11 protein-coding genes are annotated in these 22,746 nt (G+C 59.3%); 6 read left to right on the top strand and 5 right to left on the bottom strand.

Annotated elements, in window-relative coordinates:
* Positions 1-225: 225 nt before the first annotated feature.
* Entirely contained in the window at positions 226-2,715 is a 2,490-nt protein-coding gene (locus NGM68_RS15425; RefSeq protein WP_252699121.1) for a lamin tail domain-containing protein, read from the bottom strand.
* Between the two features lie 193 nt (positions 2,716-2,908).
* Between NGM68_RS15425 and NGM68_RS15420 the strand changes: the two genes are divergently transcribed.
* A complete protein-coding gene (locus tag NGM68_RS15420) occupies positions 2,909-3,349 on the top strand; it encodes a DUF7522 family protein (protein ID WP_252699120.1) in 441 nt (146 codons plus the stop codon).
* Between the two features lie 180 nt (positions 3,350-3,529).
* On the opposite strand, the gene NGM68_RS15415 is transcribed toward NGM68_RS15420, so the two are convergent.
* The gene (locus NGM68_RS15415; RefSeq protein WP_256469947.1) at positions 3,530-8,410 is read right to left on the bottom strand and encodes an outer membrane protein assembly factor BamB family protein; all 4,881 of its coding nucleotides are present in this window, start codon (positions 8,408-8,410) and stop codon (positions 3,530-3,532) included.
* A gap of 545 nt (positions 8,411-8,955) precedes the next feature.
* Here NGM68_RS15415 and NGM68_RS15410 point away from each other — a divergent pair.
* A complete protein-coding gene (locus NGM68_RS15410; protein WP_252699118.1) occupies positions 8,956-10,785 on the top strand; it encodes a histidine kinase N-terminal 7TM domain-containing protein in 1,830 nt (609 codons plus the stop codon).
* Positions 10,786-10,849: 64 nt separating this feature from the next.
* Here NGM68_RS15410 and NGM68_RS15405 read toward each other — a convergent pair whose 3' ends face one another.
* Positions 10,850-11,665, bottom strand: coding sequence for a winged helix-turn-helix transcriptional regulator (locus tag NGM68_RS15405; RefSeq protein WP_252699117.1), 816 nt, complete (start codon positions 11,663-11,665; stop codon positions 10,850-10,852).
* A 131-nt stretch (positions 11,666-11,796) separates the two neighbouring features.
* Between NGM68_RS15405 and NGM68_RS15400 the strand changes: the two genes are divergently transcribed.
* From NGM68_RS15400 to aglF, 3 genes are all read left to right on the top strand, one after another.
* Positions 11,797-12,915 (top strand): hybrid sensor histidine kinase/response regulator, encoded by a 1,119-nt coding sequence (locus NGM68_RS15400; protein ID WP_252699116.1) that lies wholly within the window; start codon positions 11,797-11,799, stop codon positions 12,913-12,915.
* A 451-nt stretch (positions 12,916-13,366) separates the two neighbouring features.
* Complete coding sequence (locus NGM68_RS15395) at positions 13,367-16,960, top strand: CARDB domain-containing protein (RefSeq protein WP_252699115.1); 3,594 nt, start codon at positions 13,367-13,369, stop codon at positions 16,958-16,960.
* Between the two features lie 385 nt (positions 16,961-17,345).
* Complete coding sequence (gene aglF, locus NGM68_RS15390) at positions 17,346-18,089, top strand: UTP--glucose-1-phosphate uridylyltransferase AglF (RefSeq protein WP_252699114.1); 744 nt, start codon at positions 17,346-17,348, stop codon at positions 18,087-18,089.
* Here aglF and NGM68_RS15385 read toward each other — a convergent pair.
* The gene (locus NGM68_RS15385) at positions 18,086-18,844 is read right to left on the bottom strand and encodes a hypothetical protein (RefSeq protein ID WP_252699113.1); all 759 of its coding nucleotides are present in this window, start codon (positions 18,842-18,844) and stop codon (positions 18,086-18,088) included. The genes aglF and NGM68_RS15385 overlap by 4 nt on opposite strands.
* A 6-nt stretch (positions 18,845-18,850) precedes the next feature.
* Positions 18,851-19,984 carry a DUF4330 family protein gene (locus NGM68_RS15380; RefSeq protein WP_252699112.1) on the bottom strand — a complete coding sequence of 378 codons (1,134 nt, stop codon included), beginning with the start codon at positions 19,982-19,984 and terminating at the stop codon, positions 18,851-18,853.
* A gap of 209 nt (positions 19,985-20,193) precedes the next feature.
* Between NGM68_RS15380 and NGM68_RS15375 the strand changes: the two genes are divergently transcribed.
* Entirely contained in the window at positions 20,194-22,620 is a 2,427-nt protein-coding gene (locus tag NGM68_RS15375; RefSeq protein ID WP_252699111.1) for an MFS transporter, read from the top strand.
* Positions 22,621-22,746: the final 126 nt, after the last annotated feature.

The following is a 22,746-nucleotide window of genomic DNA, read 5'->3' as shown; positions in this document are numbered from 1 at the left end:
ATCGAGAATACTCGTCCCCATTCCGAGGGTGTCAAGCTGGAGCCAATCGTCGATACAGCACCCCTGCATCCCCAGACTCGAGAGAATGGTAGCGCTACGAGGGTATCTCCCAACCCGATGACCGAAAATGGCGATCGAATCTCCTGGAGGCCGTTCGAGCCCACTATCGAACGGTCGGGTCTGAAAGGGTGTGATCCTGTTGCCTAGCGATTCGACCGTTTTGCACTATTCGCTACTGTTATCTTCCGTCTCATCCCCGTTATCAGAACCTGCAGGTGAGTCTTCGCCCTCCGCTGAATCGGGATCCGATTCTCCGTTGGAATCATCCGAATCGTCTGGGCTCTCCGACTCTTCCTCGGTGTCGTCCGAATCGTCTGGGTCGTCCGACTCAGCAGGCTGGTCTGTGTCTTCTGGCTCGTCTGTGTCTCCGTCGTCTTGCTCTCCAGGGTCGTCGGTCTCATCATCCGAGTCCGTATTATCGTCCGCAGAATCGGGTTCACCATCTCCGTCGTCAGTCGTGGTAAACACTGAAACCGTCGTCGAGGCGCTGTCGTCGCTCGTTCGCACCGTCACCTCGAACGAGACATCCTGTTCGACGGGATGGGTCGTATAACCCATTTCGACGCGTTGGGTTGTCTCCCCGGATACCGTCACCGACTGGGAGTCGACCACCTCACCGCCCACAACCAGTTCGACCGTATCGCTGCTGTCTGAAGTGTCGGTATTCGCTACGTTTGCCACTACCTGCAGATGCTCGCCGGCTTCGACTGGGTCGTTCGTGTGGTCGATTGTGACCGTGAGTTCGCCATTCGATGGCTCTCCGTTCGTGGAATCATCTGAGGCGATCTGTTCCTCGAGGTGGAGATTCTCCTCTCCATCGTACACATAGACAGTATCACCGTCTTCGTTCCACACCTGTCGCCCGTATCCCCAGTAGAGTGTGTCGGCCGTATTGTTCCCTTGACCAGTGACGAAGGTCACGTCTGCACCCGGATCGAGCGTGAACCCAGGTGGAAATTCGAACGGAGAGATGTTGGAGGCTGGGACTCCGTGAGCATCTTCGATCCGCCAGCCGGTGAGATCGAGAGCCGCATTACCGGTGTTTCGTATCGTTATGTGTTCCTCCTGTGGATCACCGCCATCGATGTAGTAATCGACGAGTGCGAGCGAGACTGGCGAATCATTTCCGTTTTCGTTATTCTCGGGGTTGGCGGTGATATCCGCTCTGAAAACTTCCTCTTCAGACGCTTTCTGGACGATGACGACATCACCATCCTCGTTCCAGATGTGTTGGTTGTCTTGTCCCCAGTAGAGCGAGTCGCCCGTCGGTTCCCCCTGTCCGCTCACAATGGTCACCTCTACGCCTGGCTCGAGCGTGAACCCACTCGGAAACACGAACGGTGAGAGATTCACGTTAACACGACCACCGTCTTCGCGGTCGCGGAGGATCCATCCCGCCATCTCGAGCGTCTCATCACCGGTGTTCCGTAGCGTGATGTATTCCTCGTCGGGATCGTTGCCGAGGATGTAGTAGTCGACGAGCTCGAGTGAGACGGGCCCATCAGTTCCCGACGATTCGTCGTCATCCTCGTCGGTCGATGCGTTCCCAGACGTAGGTTCAGACTCCGAGACCGCCTCCGGATCGCGATAGGCTTCCAGCAGACTCGTCTCGTCCTCGAGATCGGTCACGATCGTACTCCACATACTGCCATCGCCGGCGAGTGTGCCACGGCCGGGGCCGACGTCGTGTGATTCCGTCCAGACCGTCTCTCCCTCGTCGACGAGAGTGAACTCACCTTCGCCGCGGTCGGCAAGCAAACATCGTGCCCCGTCGTCGGAGACGCTGAGATCCTCCCCGACCCACATGTCGACGTCGGCGATCCAGCGTTCGTCTCCGGTGGTCGACTCGAGTGCAACGAGCGTTCCGTCCGTTTCCGACAAAAGAATCGTCTCGCCATTGCCAGAGAGGGCGATCCACCCACCATACTCATCGCTCTCCCAGAGCAGGTCTCCTTCGAGGTTGAGGACGATCGTTTGGCCGTCGTCCGTTCCCGCGGCCACCACCTCGTGTGCGGTGGAGATGCCAATCGAGAGGACGTCTTCATCGTGGTCGTGATGCCACAGTTCAGTACCGGTGTCGTCGTACAGTCGGATCCCCGGACGACCGGCAGGGTCGACCCCGTCTTCCCAGTAGTGGGCGGCCCCGACTGCGACGTACTCGCCGTTTTCGGTGATCGCGACCGCGTACCCGGTTGCCTCCTCGAGCGGCGACGACCACATCACTGACCCCTGGCCGTCCGCGACGCCAACGCTGCCGACGGTGTCGGCGGGATGGGAGACGGATGCGATTCGCTCACCATCGGTCGTCGCGTCGATAGCCCACAGCCCTCGGTGTTCGACGAGCGGGCCGTCACCGACCTCGAGATCCAGTGGGCCGAACAGATCGGCGTCCATCCAGGCGACGATTGCGGTCTGGGGTTCACGCACGAGGAGGTGGCTGACGTATCGATCGACGGAGAGAGGGATCACCTCGCCGTCGTGGTCGTCATCGTGGATCATCACGTTTCCGTCGTCGAACCCGTACACCACGACGTCCCCCGACGGCGAGAGCCCGGTCGTGAGTCCAAGTTGGTCGTACGTGTCAGAGACGAGCTGTTCGATAGCGGTGCCGGTCTGGGACTGTGAAGCGGGCGATCGGCGCTGTCGTGCCGTCATGGACACAGCCAACATGCTGGCCCCCACTTCCATGAGTTCTCTGCGCCGCATACTCGAGGGTACCACAGATGACGTACTAATAACACATTCACGATGGGCCTGATGGTTTGACAAATTGGCTTACCGAGGTTCTGATGGATTCGTGTAACTGTAGGCGAAATCCTTGATATGGTGTAGCACCTCTATGTGTTCGATGATTGCTGAAGATTTCAGAACGTCCATCAGTGACGACGTGGCGACCGGCCTTGTGAGCGCCGCACGCACCAGCCTCGGCGACACACTCCGGGGTGTGGTGTATTTTACGCCATCCGCGTTCGACGTGCTCTATCTTCGTCAGGGGCTCTACGACTCGGTGGAAGCCGCCCGAACGGCCAAGGAACCACTGGTCGAACTCGAGCGGGTCGGATTCGCGGAGGTACCAGTCAGAACGTCGATTGCTCCCCAGACAGACGGAACGGGTATCGGCCCGTACGAGTTCACTATCAGGTTCCACGAGGACGGATTCGTGGTCAGAGTGCTGGAGGGCGAGGTCGGTACGATCATGACGACGGATAGTATGGATCTGAACGCGTTCGAAGACGCCGCCACCGCCGTTCGACAACTGCTCGCCGACGCGTCGTTCGGTGGTGAGTGAGGACGTATTTCCACCGGTATTCAGCAGTCGGCCGATTCCGTGATACGGATCTACTGATCGGTTGATTCGTCGAGAAACACTGGAAACAACCGAGATCGGCTTGCTGCATATTCGTATACGGATTTCTTGTACTCAAGAGCCGATCCGCAAAGAGAGGATTAATCGATTGGTCGTCGTTGCCTACCGCTCTGAACGGAGCGCCAACAGGGCAGTCGCGAGGAGTGCGATAAAGGCGACGGTAACACCGAATCCGGGCAACCCGTCTGAGGTTTCATCATCGGCCTCCTCATCACTGGTGTCGGTTTCGTCATCCGAATCATCTTCATCGTCCGCCACTTCATCGTCTACTCCGCCTGTGTCTTGGTCAGCATCCCCGTTAGATTCGTCTTCATCAGCATCGTCCTCGTCACTGTCGTCCTCGTCCGATTCGTCTTCATCAGCATCGTCCTCGTCACTGTCGTCCTCGTCCGATTCGTCTTCATCAGCATCGTCCTCGTCACTGTCGTCTTCGTCCGATTCGTCTTCATCAGCATCGTCCTCGTCGCTGTCGTCCTCGTCGCTGTCGTCCTCGTCGCTGTCGTCTTCGTCCGATTCGTCTTCATCAGCATCATCCTCGTCGCTGTCGTCCTCGTCCGATTCGTCCTCGTCCGATTCGTCTTCATCGGCATCGTCCTCGTCACTGTCATCCTCAGACTCGTCGTCGTCCGGATCAGGCGACGGTTTCTCGAAGGCGCCCGCCGCCTCGCTCACCGCATCCAGTCCCGTAGCCAGCGCTTTGGTTGACGACTTTGATCCCACGAGCGAATCCAGTTCGGTCACTGACTCGTCGTAATCGGCTAGACTCGAGTCCGTCACCTGGCCGTCGAGCTCGTCGGATACTGCTTCTAAGAGCGGCATGGCGTCTTCGAGGAATAGATCGAACTCGACTTCGTTGTCGTACACCCCGTCGTCGACGGCCTGGTCAAATTCGGTTACCAACAACTGTGCAGTTGGACTGTCGAACTCGTCACCTACCGCTTCGAAGGTGGTATTCGCGTTCTCAAGGGCTATCTTGGCCACTGGATCGGGTGTTTCCGGCTCATTGATGGCGACGGTTGTCACATCAGTGTCGTCCGGACTCTGAATGACAATCTCGATCGATGGCGCGTCTACTTGCGTTGTTTCGTACGTTAACTCGCCTTCGATTGATGTCGAGGCGTCTACCGTGTGGGTCTCCGTGACGACGGTCGATCCGTTTACGAGGAGCGCAACTTCCTGCGTTCCCGATTCGGTTCCTTCGTTCGTCACTTCGTAGGGTAGCGTCAGTGTCTCTCCCGCGACTACCTCCGTATCGACTGCCTGGAGTTCGACCGAGAAGTACCAGCCCTCGAGTTCCGCTGCCGCGTCGTTCAGCGCATCCAGTTCTGCAGCGAGTGTCTCGGTGTCGGCGTCCTCATCGAGGGCTGTTTGCAGCGACGTGATGGCGCCACTGTAAGCGTTGAGGCTCGCTGTCGAAACGTTCCGCTCTAGGTCGTCCGCAACAGCATCGGCGTGGGCATGGACGCTCCCGATGAGCGTGGCGTATTCGGATTCGTCCTCGTACGCACCCTCGTCGAGGCCAGCGTCCACCTCGGCGACAAGCGCCTCGGCGGCGTCGCTCTCGTAGGCGTCGGCCAGCGCGTCGAACGCATCGCGCGCGTCCTCGAGCGCAGTCCGCTCGATCGGGACGTCATCGCCCTCGCCCTCGACGTCGACGACGGCTGTCTGGAATCCATGGTAACCAGCTCCATCTACGATCACCAAGGTCACGAGGTTCACACCGGGTTCCTCGAATGTCCAGGTGGTCTCTACATTCTCAGTCGTTGTGTCGATCGCCCCGTCTCCAGTGAAGTCCCAGCGGTACTCCTCAACGTCACCACCTCGCGGGTATGACTCGCCAGCGTCGAAGGTGATCGACTGCCCGGCGACGGGCTCTGCTGACTCGAACTCGAATGTCGCCAGCGGGTTGCGATGGCCGGTGTAGGGAACGTGCATCGACGTGGTTTGAACGTGATCTCGAAGACCAGAGTTCTCAACGACAACATGTGCGGAGTTGTCACCGAACCATGCATCGAACTCATAGCTTAGCGTCCGCGTCTCACTGGGCTGGAGTTCGAAGTCGTCGGTCACGTCGTCGAGGGGCGCGCCCCAGTCCAGTTCGAGCGCCACGTCGACGACGACGTCGGCTGGGTTGTGAACAGTGACGTCGACATCGATCGTGTCGCCATACTGCACCTCAGTTGCCGAGAGCGATAGATCCACGACTTCGGGGGCGCGAGACTCCCGAAGCGCGGAGACACCTCCGGTATCCGTAACGAGAACGGTTCCGTTCGAAACGGTGGTGTGGTACAGTCCCGCCAAACTCGATTCGACTACTGGTTCGCCGGTCGCAGGGTCAAGCGTGCTGGTGTACGGCGACAAACCAGTGTGTGGGGCATAGAGCACTCCGTCGCCTGCGGTGAGATCGCGCTTCTCTCTCCCCGGAGAGTCGTAGCGTTCCTCCCACACGAGTTCGCCTGTTTCCAGATCGAATGCATAGTGGACTGTCAACGGATCCGTTTGGTACGCCGCACTGACGAGCGTCTCGTCCGTCATGACGAGATCGTAGTGACGATCGTACTCACCGATCTCGGTGTAGATGGTGTCCGGCGCTGCGTGCCAGCGCTCATCCGACAGGTTCTCTGGGTTCAGCGCGTAGATGTCGCCCACATCTCGAAGCTCACTCGGCGTGGGGTTGTCTCCGCCGTGGTAGTAGCGAGTGGCAACGAAGACGTCCTCGCCGTTCGAGGCGAGTTCGGCTGTGTACGTGTTCAGCGACCGACTGCTCACGTCGTTCAGCGAATCACGCTCCACCGAGTACAGCGTTCGATTCGCCTCGAAGACGACGTGATCGCCAGTGGAGATACCTCGCTGGATCGATACGTCTAGCGTTGGGGCGAAGGCGGTAAGGTCGCCGGTATCGCGGTCGACCGAAAGCAGCGTGTCACCGTCGATCATGGGGACGTCGGGACTCTCCCTGTGGTACTCGCGGAGCTCCAGGAGCACTCCTTCCTCATCGACGAGAAGGAAATTCCCATTGAGTCGGTGGTTTTCGGGGAACGTACTATAATCGTGCTCCCAGACGGCAGTTCCTGTCTCGACGTCGAGTGCGTATAGTCGCACGTGGTACGTCTCGTCCCCCCACGATAAGTCACCCGTATAGTGCTCGGTCGTGAAGTAGACAACCCCGTCGGCGACGACGTGTCGCTCGATACTCATCTGTTCCTGGCCATCTTCGTCGGCGACCTCCGGCATGTACTCCCACTCGACCTCACCCGTCTCGAGGTCAATTGACTGAATCGCCGTTCCGTTGTGAACGATGACGAATCCGTCGCCGACCAGCGCTGGATTCGCCCCGCCGTCGAATTCGTGCGTCCAGACCTCCTGGAGCGGCCCGCCGGGTGCGTTCGTGTACGGGTTGTTGTTCGCTCCCGCCGCGTCGAATTGCTCGTGACCCCAGTCATGGTTCGGATTAGGGTGGCTCACTGAGACGACCGCAGACTCGAGGCGGGGATCGGGCAGGAGTCCGCCCGTTCCGGCTTCGAGCATAGTGATCTCGTACTCACCCGTCGATGTTACCTCGAATGTGACATCGACCGTCTGATCCTCACCAGGATCGAGTGCCACGTCGATCGCGTGTTCGTCTGGCTGGATCGGAGATAGCGGCCCGTACACCTCGAAGATGATTGAGGACGTAGCCGTCACATCTCCGACGTTCGTCACGGTCGCTTCGGCCGTGACAACGTCACCGGGTTCGGCCTCTGTCGTCGAAACCTCGACTCCGGTGACACCGATCGACGTCGGTTCGATCGTGTACACCGCGTAGTCGGCGTTCGAATGATCGAGCTCCCAGTGCGTTCGCGCCACTACAAACGTGGTCTCACTCACGGATTCGACCGCGTCTACCCAGCCCACATCCGACATGTCGCCCGTGTCGGGCGGAACGTCGAGTGACCAGTTCACTGAGAGGTCAGTGTCGAGCGAGCGGAGCAATCCGTCGGCGGTCGGAATGATGAGATCGTCGCCGTCAACGGCGATATCTTTGATCTCCCCGCTGGCGAGGTACTGATCGATCACTACGCCGGTATCAGTATCGATTGCGTAGAGAGATTGATCGTTCGCGACGAAGGCAGTCCCATCGGCGAAGACTGGCTCGAGGGCGCTATTGCCCTCGAACTGCACGCGCCAGAGCAGGGTTCCATCTTCGATATCGATAGCGAGGAGTGACGGGGGATTATTGATGTCGTCGACCGACCCGCTCTCGACCGACACATACAGGAGGCCGTCGTGAACGGTCGGCCCCTCGACCACGTCTCCGGTGAGGACATCATCGAACTCCCACTCGAGGTCGCCCGTGGAACCGTTCAACGCACCGACGACGTCGTCGGTGGCGTAGTAAACTGTCTCGTCGTCCGCGTCAAACGTGAACAGGTCATCTGAGACACCCTCACTCCAGATGAGCGATCCGTCCTCGGGATCGAATGCGTGGATCGTCCGCGGTGACGTGAACTCATAGACGTACACGTGCTCCCCAACGACGGCTGGAGTCCCGCTGCTGAGACTGACGCCCGCGTCCGATGTGTTCCACAGTTCGGTTCCGTCCACCGCATCGTAGGCGACGAGTTCACCCGCGGCGAATTCACTTACCGTCACGTAGACACGCCCGTCAGCGACTGTTGGAGGGGACGTGGACGATCCCGGGAGATCCGCGACCCACTGCGTCTCACCGGAGGGATCGACCGCTACGAGCCGATCCGACCCCTCCATGACGTATGCGGTGTCTCCCGATGTCGCGACCCCATTACTTCCGAAATTATCGTTTTCCCCTCGGACAGTATTGTTGATACGAACTGCTGGGGTCGATTCTTCGTCTTGGGTATCATTTGTCACCAACGACTGGAGGTTCGTCGCGTGTTCGCTGCTGATTGCGGGTGACTCCGAAAAACTTGCAACAGCTGGATCATCAATTTCCCCGGTCGCAGCGTGCGCAACACCGGCTGACATGACGAGGATAATGAGTACAAGTCCTGCCACGAGTAGATACCGTCCAGACGACTCGATGTCGAGGTGTTCACCCGTCACACGCCACCTCTCCCGCGTTCTGTCCGACCGATGTGATCGATTGAATCGCGTTACTACTACATTCATCCCACGTCTCCCGACGGCACCCTAACGACGATCTTCCGCCGTCGGCTTGCCTCGCGAGCCTACCTCTTGTCACTGCTCGAACCTCCATACGTGGAAACGATTTTTCCCGACTATGAGCGTTATCTGACCTCGAGATTGTCTCATAGGTTAGGTTGATCTAACTTACAATGATGTCGGTCTGGAACCGGTTCGTTTGAAATCGGATCATAACACGATGGGAGGAGGATACGGCGAACTGGCACCACCGCCGATGATTGACCCCGAGCGCGAGGAACTCCCCGATTTCAGTCGTGTGGAAGATCTCAACTATCGTCACAGTGCCCAACGTCGGTCGTCCCTGAACGGGGCAATATCGGTAATTATATCAGAATGTGTGATTTTCATCGCTTAGCAATCCGAACATGGTTCTCGAGGAGTTCCATTTCCGAGTCGCATACCTTATCGCTGCGGCGGGTGTCTTGTTCTTGCTCCGACGGCCGTTGCGCTACCCCAATCGACCCGGAAGCAAGTGGTTCGCGGTAACGATCGTCGCGACCTCGCTCTGGCTCTGCTGCGTAGGTCTCTACTACTTTGTTCACAGCTTGACTGGCTCGTTGATCCTGTACACTACCGTCCAGTTTGTGATTACAATTTGTTTCATCAGCTGGTTTCTCGTCGCCGTCGAGTTCGCGACGGGTCGACGCCCGGCCAGGTCACTCATCCTCTTTCTCGCTGCACTCGCGGTCATCCACTTCGTCGTGCTCTGGACCAACTTCTTCTGGGTACACGACCTGGCGTACCGGTCTAACGCGTGGGTCGATAACACTGGGGGCATCCGAATTGCCGGCGGGCCGCTGTACTGGGTTCATATCGTTTCCATGTACGTGCTCGTGTTCATCTCGACGACGCTCTATGTCTCGCAATGGGCGAGTTCCAGCGGCCTTCGTCGCCGACAGGCAGCCATTCTGGCGATGACCCCAGCCGTTGGAGTAGGCGCAAATCTGCTGTTACTGCTCGACGTCGGCCTCCTCGGGTTCGACCCAACGCCGATCGGCGTTATCGTCGGCGTTGTACTCATGGGGTGGGCGCTGTACCGGACGGAGTTCCTTGACGTCACCCCAGTTGCAAGGCAAACGGTCGTTGAGCGGATGGCCGATGCCGTCGTTATTATCGACGATCGGAACCGAGTCGTGGACTGGAACCGGGCTGCACTCGAGCTCTTCGACGTCGATGACCCGGTTGCCGGGATGGCACCCGAGACGTTCTTCCACGCCGTGTCGTCTGAAACCCTCGAGGTGGTCGTAGAAACGAAGCGAGCCGAAGCTGAGATTGCCTTCGAACGGAACGGACGACGACGGCACGCTTCGGTGTCGATCGATCCCGTCGAGGGCGATACGTTCGAACCGCTCGGCCGAGTGATCGTCGCTCGTGATGTCACGGGGATCAAGCGACGCGAACAACAGCTCATCAAGCAAAACGAATATCTCGACGAGTTCGCCGGCATCGTCTCACACGATATGCAGGGGCCGTTGATGCAGATTCGCGTGAACACGGATCTCGCTCGGAAAACAGAGGACGTCTCGAGGCTCGACCTCGTGTTCGAAGCGACTGACCGGATGCGTCACCTCCTCGAAGACTTGCTCGACCTCGCACGGACGGGTCACCAAATCGACGACCTCGAGCCGGTCGACCTCGCGGATCTGGCCACTAACGCCTGGAGTCGCGTGTGGACTCCGGATGCCGAGCTTGTCGTCGAGACTGACGACACCGTACTCGCGGATCCCGATCGGTTACAACAGTTACTTGAGAACATCTTTCGAAACAGCGTCGAACACGGCTCTGTGGACGATCGGCCGCAAGTAGGGGATCGGTCACTGGCGATGGATCAGCCCAGCGCAGGCGACCGATTCGCGACGGGAATGGGGGTGGATATGAAGGAGGATGGCATGGCCGGTTCGGACGACGGTGACCCCACGGCTGACGGGATGTGTGTCCGCATCGGATCGCTCGCTGACGGGTTTTTCGTCGAGGACGATGGGACAGGGATCCAGCCGGAACTACGTTTACGCATCTTCGACCGCGGGTACTCAACCTCCGAAGACGGAACAGGGCTGGGCCTCAGCATTGTCAGTCACATCGCCGGCGCACATGGATGGGCGGTCTGTGCCACGGAGGGTGCGCATGGCGGCGCTCGCTTCGAGATAACTGGCGTCGACACCGTAGAGAGAGCAACGCCAACCAACCGAAATTGATTCGTCCCATCGGGACGCGTGTAGTCGACTCGAGGCCGACGAAGGACGCGAGACCCGGTTCAGATCAGTGGGATTCCTCGAGCCCGTCGAGACGCTCGCACAACTCGGCGTATCGCTCGTCGGCGTCGAGTTGAACGGGCGAGAAGCACGATTCAAGGATCGACCGTTTTGCTGACAGAGCCGATCGTTCACGCTCGGCCGCGTCCTCCTCCCGTCTATGGAGTTGAGATTCAATGGCGTCGACGGCGGTCGATTGCACGATCGGTTTCCGTCGAATGTCGTCGGCGTCCACCTCGTATACATCGACCCCGGGCCGATCGTCCACGAAGACGATCGTTCGGCAGGTACTCCCTACAATACTCGTGAGATCGGTCGGGTCGACGCCGGGAACTCCTTCGTCTACCAGCACGACGTCGACGGCAGGGTCGACAAGCGACTCGAGTTCGTCGATGTTGTGCGCTCGCAACGTGATGTAACGGTCGTTTAGCCACTCCTGATACATCTCCGTCACTCGTCGGTCTCCGTCGACAAAGAGGATCGTCGGCGTCGACGGTTCGAGGTGGGTTTGTGCCCACGCAACGCTCGCATCGAAGATCATCTCCATGTCGGCCCCCGCGGTAGTGAGCTCGTACTCGACCCGAAGAGGGGACTCGTTTACGACCCGTCGTTCGATGAGATCAACCTCACAGAGTTCATCGAGCGTTTTCGAGAGCATGTTACCCGAAATGTTCGGTATCGCTTCGAGGAGTTCGTTGAATCCGAGGGAATCGTCGTCCATAAGCGTAAGAACGACAACCGGGTGCCACTTCTTCGAGAGCAGCGAGAGAACCGTGAGGGTCGTGGCGTGCTCCCGTGATACACCGACCTCAGAATGATCCATGCGGGTCGGTATGTTCGAAATGACAAAGACCTTCGGAAAACTCATCGAATTTGTCGCTGCAAATTGTATGCAAGCAGACGTGTTTCGCCGGGTACCGAAATAGATAGTAGTGGTTGAGAGAGACCACAGACATGAACGTGGCGGCTCCTGTCGACCTCCTCCTGGTCGAGGACGATCTCGAAGACGCCCTCACCGTCGAACGGTTGTTCGCGCAGTACCAGGGGACGAATCGTGGAGCCTACGGTGGCAGGCTTGACGGTGACGTGACGGTCGAACACGTGGATCGGCTGGCGAGCGCGCTCGAGGCGCTCGAAGAGAGATCACCGGACGTCGTGCTGCTTGATCTCATGCTTCCGGATAGCGCCGGACTCGACACCGTCGAGGCCGTGGTCGAGCACGCGCCGACGGTTCCGATCGTCGTCCTGACCGGACAGAGCGAAGTCGACGTCGGCGTCGAGGCGATCCGACGAGGTGCACAGGATTATCTCGTCAAAGGGACGCTCAGCGCGGAGTTGCTCGTTCGAACCCTCAGGTACGCGATCGAACGTGCCCACACCCAGTACGAACTCAGGGAGCAGAACCATCATCTCGCACTCTTGCACCACTTCGTCAGAACGGATGTTCGAACCGACGCGAGTATGATTATGGGCTGGAGCGATCACCTGGAGGATCGGGTCGACCGCGCCGACAAACCTGTCATCGAACGCCTGCTCGAAGCGAGCCGGCATCTGCTCGATCGAACTGACGCCGCGGCAGAGTTCCTGGACGTACTCGAGACGCGCGAGCACGACCTCGAACCGACCGATCTATCGTTGGCGTTGGAGCGAAAGATAGAGCGCGTGCGACACGAGACCGACGCCGAAATCACCTTCAGGCTATCAGGCCAGAACCCAGAAGACGAACCGGTCTTCGTCAAAGCCACCTCGATGCTCGAGATCGCGTTCAAACACCTCTTCGAGAACGCGGTGATCCACACCGATCGCGAGACGCCACGAATCTCCGTGACCACTGCGGTAGACGACGATCGTGTCCGAGTGGCCATTGCTGACGACGGGGTCGGCATTCCGGACGGTCAAAAAGAACGGCTCGTCGATCCGACGGCTAGATTCGATGACCTTTCCGGCATGGGTATGGGTCTCTACATCGTGACTACCCTCCTCGAGGAGTTCGGCGCTGACCTCGAGATCGAGGATAACGATCCTCGTGGAACGATCGTCACGGTGGCGTTCGATCGCTCGAACCCGGCATGACTTGCTGCTCGGTTTGTACGGTTCGGTGTGGTTCCCTCGTCAGTACCGAGTGAGGACGATTTTTCTAAGTGACTCATCAGTCAGGCGACTCCTCGAGACAGATCTACTGATCGGTTGGTTCGTCGAAAATACTCAGAACAACCGAAGTCGGTTTGCAGCATTCACGCTCAGCATCTAGCACGAAGGCTCACAAATCTCATCTTCGGTGCGTTCAACCGGGCAGTCAAGTCACCCCGTCGTCGGTGATTCTGTCTCGAGTTCGTTATGTCACCTTCTATTTCTATTGATTCACCAGTCTAACAACGGATCATCACAACTAAGTGACGTGGAGCGAACAATCGTCCAATGGTTGATAAATTGTCTCTTTTTGGACAGTCTACTGTGGAGACTCATACTGTGGGTTACGACCTAACGACCACCACGCCCTCGAGCAAGACGCGGAGGGGAAGAGATGATTGAGTTTGGGCTCGGCCGCCGAGACGTGTTACGGTCGGGACTTTTTGGAACCGTCGCCGCGGCCAGCGGGCTGATTGGAACGGCCGCCGGTGCCACCGGCAACGAATCGGTTGGTGGTGCGGGAATGGACGTCACCTTGATTCCGGCTGATGGCGATTTCGGGTTCAACTATCCGTACTACCTGTACGCGCCAGCGGTCGACGATGCGTTCAACCGACCCCTCCTCGTAGAGCCGAACAACACGGGAACGGCCACGGACGACTTCGATGTCCACCGTGAGTCTGCCGAGCGATTGATCGAGTACGGGACACCCAGACGGATCGGTGACGAGCTTCGGGTTCCGGTTCTCGTTCCGGTGTTTCCGCGACCGTCCTCGGATCCGGTCAGTTGGCGACACTACGTCCACGCCCTCGATACCGAGACGATGCAGATCGACTCCGGCGATCTCGAGCGTGTGGACGAACAGCTCCTGCGGATGGTTCAACACGCGAAGGAACTCCTGTCGGTACAGTCCTATCCTGTCGCCGAGGACATCATCATGAACGGATTTTCGGCGTCGGGAACCTTCGTCAATCGGTTCACCGCCCTCCATCCCGACCGCGTGCGGTCGGTTACCGCCGGAGGCATCAACGGCACCGCCATCTTGCCTCTCGAGGAGGCAGAGGGCCAAACTCTGAACTACCACATCGGCATCGCCGACCTCGAGTCACTCACCGGGGAAGCATTCGACCGTGACCAGTGGCAAGCGGTCGACCAACTGGTCTATATGGGTGGGGACGACGAGAACGATACGATCCCCTACGACGATGCCTGGAACCCGACCCAGCGCGATATCGCTCTCGAGGTCTATGGTGAGCACATGCAAAATGACCGGATGCCCTACTGCAAATCGGTCTACGAGGACTCCGGGGCAACCGGTCGAGTCGAGGTGTACCCCAATATCGGCCACCGTCCCGTCACCGAGGAACTCATCGCATTTCACCGGAAACATGTCGTCCCCCACTTCGTCTCGTTTGCCGAGCCGCCGGCAATCGGGAAGGAGACGGTGACCGTTCTCGCACGAGCCCAGGACGACCAGGAGTACGAACTGCGTGTCTTCAGCGACGAACGCGGTGAACTCACCGACTCGACACACGGATTTGATCCCGCTGTGGACGACCGTGTGCACGTCGAACTGGCAACGCCGCTCGCTGATGACGAAATGGTGATAGTCGAGTTGTTCGAAGCCGGGCGTACCAATCGCAATGCGGCGCTCACATCAGAATCGGCCGCCGTCCATGGGCGAGTGGAGTTCGTCGAGACGCCGGCTGCCGGCGATGAGACGGTGAGGATAACGTACGATCTCTCGTCAGGGTATTCGGTTCGCGATCAGGCAATGCTCCGCCTCGAGACCGAACAGGGCGGAGCGGTCGTGCTGGCAGAGGTCGATCCAGGCACCAGCGAGACGGTCACCCTCCCACTCGAGGCAGATGAAAATGGGATCCCACTCGAGCAGGGACAGGAGGTGACGGCGACAATCGTTGACGACGATCCACAGGGCCTCGACCCAGTGGCAACCGATACGATAACGATCGGCACGCCAAACGAGCCGGCGCTGTCGATCGACGTTGACGCCGAGCGGGCGGTCGTAGCCGGTGACGCAGTCACCGTTGAGATCGCTGTGCGGGTGATCGGGGGTGATGCGGATGACTTGACCAATCTTCCGATCGACTGTGCAGTCGACGGCGATGTCGTCGACACGGTGACGGTCTCACCATCGGTCGGCGAGACGGAAACGGTCTCTCTCAACGTCCCCACCGACGGATACGACCGAGACGAACTGACGGTCAGCGCCACGTGGGGAGAAACAACCGATGAAGAGACGGTGATCCTGGCCACACCCCCCACCGAGGGGGATGGCACGGACGCCGATCCGTATCGAATCACCACCGGAACGGAACTCGCGTACGTCGACTTCGAGCCATCAGCCCACTTCGATCTCGCCGAGGATATCGACCTCTCCGGGTTCGAGCGGTTCGTTCGAATCGGAAGTCTTCGAGAGCCGTTTTCGGGAACATTCGATGGTCACAATCACGAGGTCACGGGTCTGCACCTCGAGGAGTCCGTCGATCAGTTCGAAGGGATCGGCCTGTTCGGCAACGTCATGTGGGGAACGATCAGGAACCTTCACCTCGTGGACGTGCACGTGACCGGTGACGATTTCGTCGGTGCGCTAGTGGGGATGGCTGAAAGCCCCACAGAGATTTCTCGCGTTACCGTCTCGGGAACCGTCGTCGGCGAGGACAACGTCGGGGGGATCATTGGCGGCACGACAACCGGCGAGGACGGCGAAGACGTCGTCATCTCTGAGGCCGCCTCACACGCGAACGTACAGGGAGAACGGAAGGTCGGGGGAATCATGGGCCAATCCTCCGGCGACCGCATTACGAACTCCTATGCGAGCGGTGTGGTGAGCGGACGTGGCGACGTTGCCGGCGTGCTCGGACTCAACGTCTTCGGCGGGATTGTAAGCACGTCCTACGCCAGTGCCACGCTCGAGGGTGATGGGGGCGGGGTCGTCGCGAATAACTCGGACGGTAGCGTCACCGACTCCTACTGGGACGTCGACACGACAGGGGTGGGGACTTCGGACGGCGGTAGCACAGCGCTGAACACCGATGAGATGACCGGTGAAGATGCTATCTCTACCCTGGATGGGTTCGACTTCGAGGAAACGTGGGCGGTGACCGACGAGTATCCGGTACTTGCATGGGAGCATGCCTTCTCGATTCAGCAGCTATCCGAGTTAGATACGCTCGTCGCTGGCGATACAGCCCAGGTTACCGCTACCGTGATTAACACGGGGCCAACGCCGATTGAGGAAGTCATCGAGTTTCAGTTCGCTGGCGAGGCCGTCGAGCGCCGACCAGTCGCGTTGGCTGCGGACGAGTCGACAACACTCGAGTTCGAGACCGACACCGATGGCCTCGAGACTGGCGTGTACGACTATAGGATCGTCACAGACGCGATCGATCACACTGCCAGCGTGACCCTCGTCGACGAGGACACGCCGGTGTTCGAACTCAACGAGGTCGCCTTCCCCGAGTCCGTCGAAGAGAACACTGAAGCACCGGTGTCGGTGACCATTCGTAATCGGGGAGTTGCGGGAGAGCAAGACGTTGTCGCAACGATCACCGACGAAGCAGGTGACACCGTGCTCACCGACCAGCTGGTTGAGTCGTCACTCGAAAACGGCGAGCGCCTCGAGCGGACAGTCACCCTCGACACGGCGGGACTTTCGATTGGGGAGTACGAACTCACCGTCGAGACGGACGACGATAGCCATACACGCTCATTCCAGGTTCAAGCCGCTACGGACTCCAATTCGGATAGCTCGTCCGACGACAGCACGACCGGGGATGACGACAACGAGATCGGAGATGACGACAGCACGACCGAGGATGGGGGCGCCGTGACTGGGGATGATCACGAGGTGGACGACCAATCACCCGGATTTGGAATTGCAGGCGCTCTCGCAGGACTCGCTGGCGCTGGCTACTGGCTTCGAGAACGGGTCAGTACGGATGCTAATCAGGAGAACGACCCATGATAGGTGTCTTCCCCACCCATCCATAGAACACGAGCAACACTGCTTGGAGGTCGTGGCTGCAAGCAGGTTGTTCTCTTCGTCAACGAATCGTTCACACTCCGCCCAGCGGATGTTACCAGCTCAAGCCGTCGTGATTTTCCGTCCGAAGGCTCGATGAATCGTGATCCAGCACCGATGACTGCTGGGCCATCGAGTCGAGTTCCTCGTCGAGGGTTGCGAATTCATCCCAACCAGTAATAACGAGCGCACCGTCGACACCCTCGAGGTTGACGTGGATTGAGTGCGGCGTGTTGCTGTGGTGCGATGAACGTTGTTGTCACCGGCGAGGTGTTGGTTCACTGGCAAGCCAGAAAGTTATTGTACGACGAATTTACACCTAGAGTTGATGAAAGCAGTCGTTCTCGCCGGGGGGAAAGGAACCCGGCTTCGGCCACTCACCGACGACAAACCCAAGGGGATGGTCGAGGTTGCAGGGAAACCGATCTTGACGCATTGTTTCGATCAGTTGCTCGAGCTGGGCGCTGACGAGTTCGTCGTCGTGGTCGGCTATCTGAAAGAGAAGATCATCGATCATTACGGCGATTCCTATCAGGGCGTCCCGATCAGGTACTGCCACCAGCGTGAGCAGAAGGGGCTGGCTCACGCGCTGTTGACCGTCGAGGAGCACATCGACGACGACTTCATGTTGATCCTGGGCGACAATATCTTCGAGGCGAATCTACAGGACGTGGTACGCCGACAGCGCGAGGAGCGCGCGGATGCCGCGTTCCTGGTCGAGGAAGTGTCCTGGGAGGATGCCTCTCGCTATGGGGTCTGTGATACGAACAAGTACGGCGAGATCACCGACGTGGTCGAAAAGCCCGAGGAGCCGCCGTCGAACCTCGTGATGACTGGTTTCTATACCTTTTCGCCAGCGATCTTCCACGCCTGCCATCTCGTGCAGCCCAGTAATCGTGGGGAGTACGAGATCAGCGAGGCGATCGACCTGTTGATTCAGTCGGGTCGGACGATCGACGCGATCGGCATCGACGGCTGGCGGATCGACGTCGGCTATCCCGAGGATCGCGACGAGGCCGAACGGCGGCTGGAACAGCGTGAGGATGCGATGGCGGTTGCGAGCGACGACTAAGATTCTCGGTCAGTATCGTCTTCCGACGTCGATTCATCGTTCCCATCAGTGGACGCTCTCTCTGGTGGGGCCGGTGGCTCGAACGTTGCAGCGAGTGCTTTTGCGACCCGGGTTTCCAGCAACTCGTCCAACGACCATCGAGCTCGAGTCGCGAGCCCAGCTGCTGCGGCCAGCACCACGACTCCGGCGGTCGTCACAACGGACAGGTTCCCGGTAAGTGCGAGGACACCGAAGAGGGGTGGGATGCTCGCGAGGCCAGCAAATCCGAGTAGCCGAATTGGATTGCTCCGGAATTCGTGATGAACGTAGTGCAGGGGTTCGACGAGTCGCGAGTCGCTCGAGGCGTCCGTGATCGTCTCGATCGTCCACTCGAGCGGTCGAATTACGAGCGTGCCGACGACGGTCTCACGAAGGTCGATCACGATGACGTCGGGGTTTGGCTCTGCGGTCAGCCACTGGTAGCCAAACGAGCTAGTAACGTACCGCTGGAGGGTCGTTCCGAGCGATCGGACGCTCGCTTCGGCGGCTGCCGTTGCGATTCGTGTACGGGTGCCAGCAGTCCGTTTGCTGATCGTGGAGTGTTCGAAGGTGTGCTGGAGTCGGGAACCGATGCCGGTGGCTCGGCGTCGAAGTGAGCTGTAGAGGGATCCAGCCCGCTCAAGGAGCCGCGATCCGTTGCTCACCGATGTGACGCGTGCTCGACAGCGGCGGGCGGCACTGGCGAGTACCGATCCTTCTCGGTATGACTCGAGCATGACTGATTAGTCGTCGTGGTCGATCGTGGTCACCATTCCGTCGACCGAAATCGAGCCGAAGTCGAGGTGGATCGTGTTTCCTTCTCTGAGGGAGTCACCCTTGAATCGGAGACCGGATTCGGTCTCCACGGTCTGTACGTCGACCACGAGTCGGACGTCCATGTTCTTCGGGTGCTCGCGAAGGTAGATGTTTCCGTCCTCGCTCTCGAGGACGACCTCCGCGGGCTGGCTCTCGACGCTTTGGACGGTGGCAACCGTTTCGCCGCGCTCGGTCTCGGTCATCCCGGCCTCGAGGCTATCCGCGAGATCGGGGTTGACGTTCTCGAGTTTGAGTTCGACCGTCGTCTCGTCGATGTCGCCTGCCTCCTGGAGTGAGCCGATACGGATGACGTCGCCGGTGAAGGCGTACTCGCCGGCTGTTATCGACAGGTCGGAGCCGATCGCGACCGAGTTGCCCGCGAAGTGGGGCGTCGATCCGCGTGTGATGGTCTCGAGTTCGAGGCCGACTTGCACCCGTCGTTGGTCGCTGCCGACGGCGTACGTTCGAACCTCGGTGACCGTCGCGAAGGTGTGGCCCGCCACGCCGAACTCGTCGTCGACCTGGATCGCGTCGGCCGTGCTCGCGGGGAGGGTCGACTCGAGCAGGACGGTCGTCGTCTGCGTGTCGAGGGTGTCTCCCTCCTGGTCAATGGTCGTGACGACGCCGGTGGCCGTGTACTCGAGCATGTCGAGGGTGAGTTCGTTGCCTGCGCGGAAACGATCGCCCGCGTGGGTGAACTCGAGGCGGCCGTGGTCGTTCTCGATGAGTTCGCCGTCGACTGCGGCGCGGACGACGATGGACGGGCCGGCGTCGGCGTTGTCGTCATCGGGTGTGGATGTGACGTAGACGTCCGTAATCGTCACGTTCTGGTCGTATCCCTCGACGGCCATTCGGTCACCCGGTTCGATTCGGTCGGCCACGTAGTCGGGCTGTTCGCCGAGATCGATCGTCGCATATCGCGTTTCCGGTTCGCCGTCGCTCCACATGACGCCGACAACAGCGACTCCCACGACGAGGACGGCTAGAATCAACAAGACAGCGAGTGCGTCGATCACGTTGACGACGCCAAAGAGATTGCCTTCGTCGTCTATTATCGACATCGCATACCACGCTCGAACATTGTATCGTGGATGTGAGTGGCCCGATATAGGTGTTCTCATCCTGGTTGTATGTAGTCATCTCGAGTTCTCCTCAAGCTGGTCGCGTTCGGGGTATAACTGTCGTGGACATAGTACAGGGCTTTCCACCACTACACCCGTTGCTCTGCAGAACGAAACTATCATGGCCCTATACACTCACCTGCTTTCCAATGAGCGATGACGGCGACTCGAGTGCACTTGTGGACGCGACGGCCACGTTCCTCGAGGAGAAACCCGACGGGGAACGGGCACTCGAGGCCGTCCTCGAGGTCGATGCGGAACACGAGACGTGGACGTTCGACGACGTCGAACTCGATTCGGGAACGTTTGGCGAGCTGGTCTCTCGAGGGATCGTTGAGAAAGTCGACGGAGAATATCAACTGGTAAATCGGGAAATTGTTGCTGCGGTGGTTGCTGGCGAGGATATAGGGGCTTACTCGAGCGACAGTGGGCCGTCGATAACCCTCCCGTCGATCGATCTGGGGATCTGGGGCGACGTGCGAGCACTCCTTGGGTTGGCTGGCGCGCTACTGCTGGTGTTCGTAATGCGGATTACCCAGTACGGGTCGGTGATGCGTGGCGACGACGTCGTCTCCCCGGGGAACGACCCGTACCACTATCGCTACTGGATGGAGGAGTTGCTGGCGGAGTCGACGAGTCCGACCGACATCGGGTTGCTTGCTGAGATGCCTGCGGGTGCCATGTCTCGCCGGCCACTGACTCATGCACTCAACTGGTGGTTCGCAACGTTGCTCGGCGGAGACCAGTGGGCTGCCGATATGGTTGCCGCTTGGCTTCCGGTTGTTGCGTCGATCGCCCTCGGCGTCGTGATTTACGCGCTGGCTGTTGTTGTGACAAGAGACCCACGGATGGGTATCGCTTCAGTCGTTCTGTTCGCTATCGCTCCCGTTCACGTTGTGTACACACAGATTGGATTTCTCGAGCACCGACTCCACCAGTACTTCTGGCTTGGCGTGACGTTGTTGGCGCTGGCCTGGCTCGCTGTGGACTTCACTCGACGACGAGAGGATAGCGAGACTCAGGAGGCGATTCGCGGCCATCTCGAGTCTCCAGTGACGTGGTTGTGGGCGGTCGTCCTCGGCGTGGCCCTCGGATTTTCGGTACACCTCTGGGGCGGCTCGCCGTTGTTGTTCATCCCGTTTGCGGCGTACATTGGCCTTCGAACGCTCCTCGACGTTCGAGAGGGGATCTCACCGACGTTAGCGAACCTGCCGGTGCTCGGGGGCCTCGTGATTGGGACAGTGATTTCGGTCTGGATGCACACCAGCTGGGACTGGAGACTGGCGTTCGTGGCGTACACGCCCGCGATGGTTCTCGGTGGGGCGATCGCCGTGATGGCACTGGGAGACCTGTGGCGTCACCTCGAGATCCACGTCGGTGGACTGGCGGCGCTCGAGGCGGTCGTTGCTGGCCTCGGGGTGTACCTGCTTCGGACGTATCGACCCGACGACTGGGCGCAGGCACGAGCACGGGCTGACGACCTCTTTCTTCGAGAAGGATATACGGAATCCGCGTCGTTGTTCACGTTCGACTACGGCGTGATATTCGGCCCGGTCATCCAGCTCGGGGTCAGCTTCTATCTGGCCATGGCTATTCTCGGCTGGGTATGCTGGGCCCTCTACCGTGACTACGAACCAGCGTGGCTGCTTCTCGGCGTCTACACGATCATCCTCACGGTGCTCGCCGGTATTCAGATCCGGTTTGCCGCACAGCTCGCGATCCCGCTGTCCGTCCTCGGCGGGGTTGGACTCGTCTACGTCCTTTCGACGCTCGATCTGGTTCGACGTCCGATGCCGTTTCGGTCGCCAGAGCCTGTCACGCCAGCACGAGCTGATGGCGGTGGTGACGATCCAGTCATTACGGCTCCGGATGTACAGACGACAGCGTATATCGTCGGAATCGGGTTGCTCATTTGCGGGATGAGCCTCATTTACGCGCCGGGTCTTGCAGGCCAGGTAAGTTACGATGATCCCGAGTACGAGGCCGTCATGGCGATCGAGGAACACGCAAACGAAACCGAGCGTGAATTCCCTGGCAACTACGTGTTGAGCCACTGGGGGGACAACCGGATGCATAACTACTTCGTGAACGGGGAATCTCGCGGGTACGGCTATGCCAGATCGAACTTCGACGACTTCCGGCTCGACGACGATCCAGACCGCTATCACGAGGCGTTTGGTGACAGAGTTGGGTACGTCCTCGTGACTGATAGGGAAGCGCATTCGGGGACTGTTCAGACACACCTACTCGAAGGCTTGGGTGTCGGAGAGGGAGATGGCGAGCCACTCGAGCACTACCAACTGTTGTACGTCGACGACGATCGATCCGTGGCAGCATTCGCACTGGTTCCTGGTGCGACGCTAGAGGTCGGCAGTGAATCGGGCGAGAACGTGATCGTCAGCGGCGACATTTTCGTGTCGGGTGAGTCGTTAGAATACGAGCGAACAGTGACGGTTGGGGAAGACGGGAAACTCGAGGTGACAGTTTCGAATCCTGGTACTTATTTGATTGATGGTGAAGAGGTAGTCGTTTCCGAGGAAGATGTGGCAGGTGCCGCGACGCTTGAGGTGGAGTGAGGTGGAAGATTCGCCGTTGATCCTAGAGTATCCAGCTGTGAGGATATAACTGCAAGGTCGTTCAATTAAATTGGATGTCGATTCATAATCTTCGCATCCACATTACCCGAGGTGGCTGGCGAAATG

The organism is Natronosalvus vescus (genome assembly GCF_023973145.1).
Lineage (GTDB): Archaea > Halobacteriota > Halobacteria > Halobacteriales > Natrialbaceae > Natronosalvus > Natronosalvus vescus.
The sequence above is the reverse complement of the archived record's forward strand: the minus strand, read 5'-3'. Positions and strand labels throughout refer to the sequence as shown.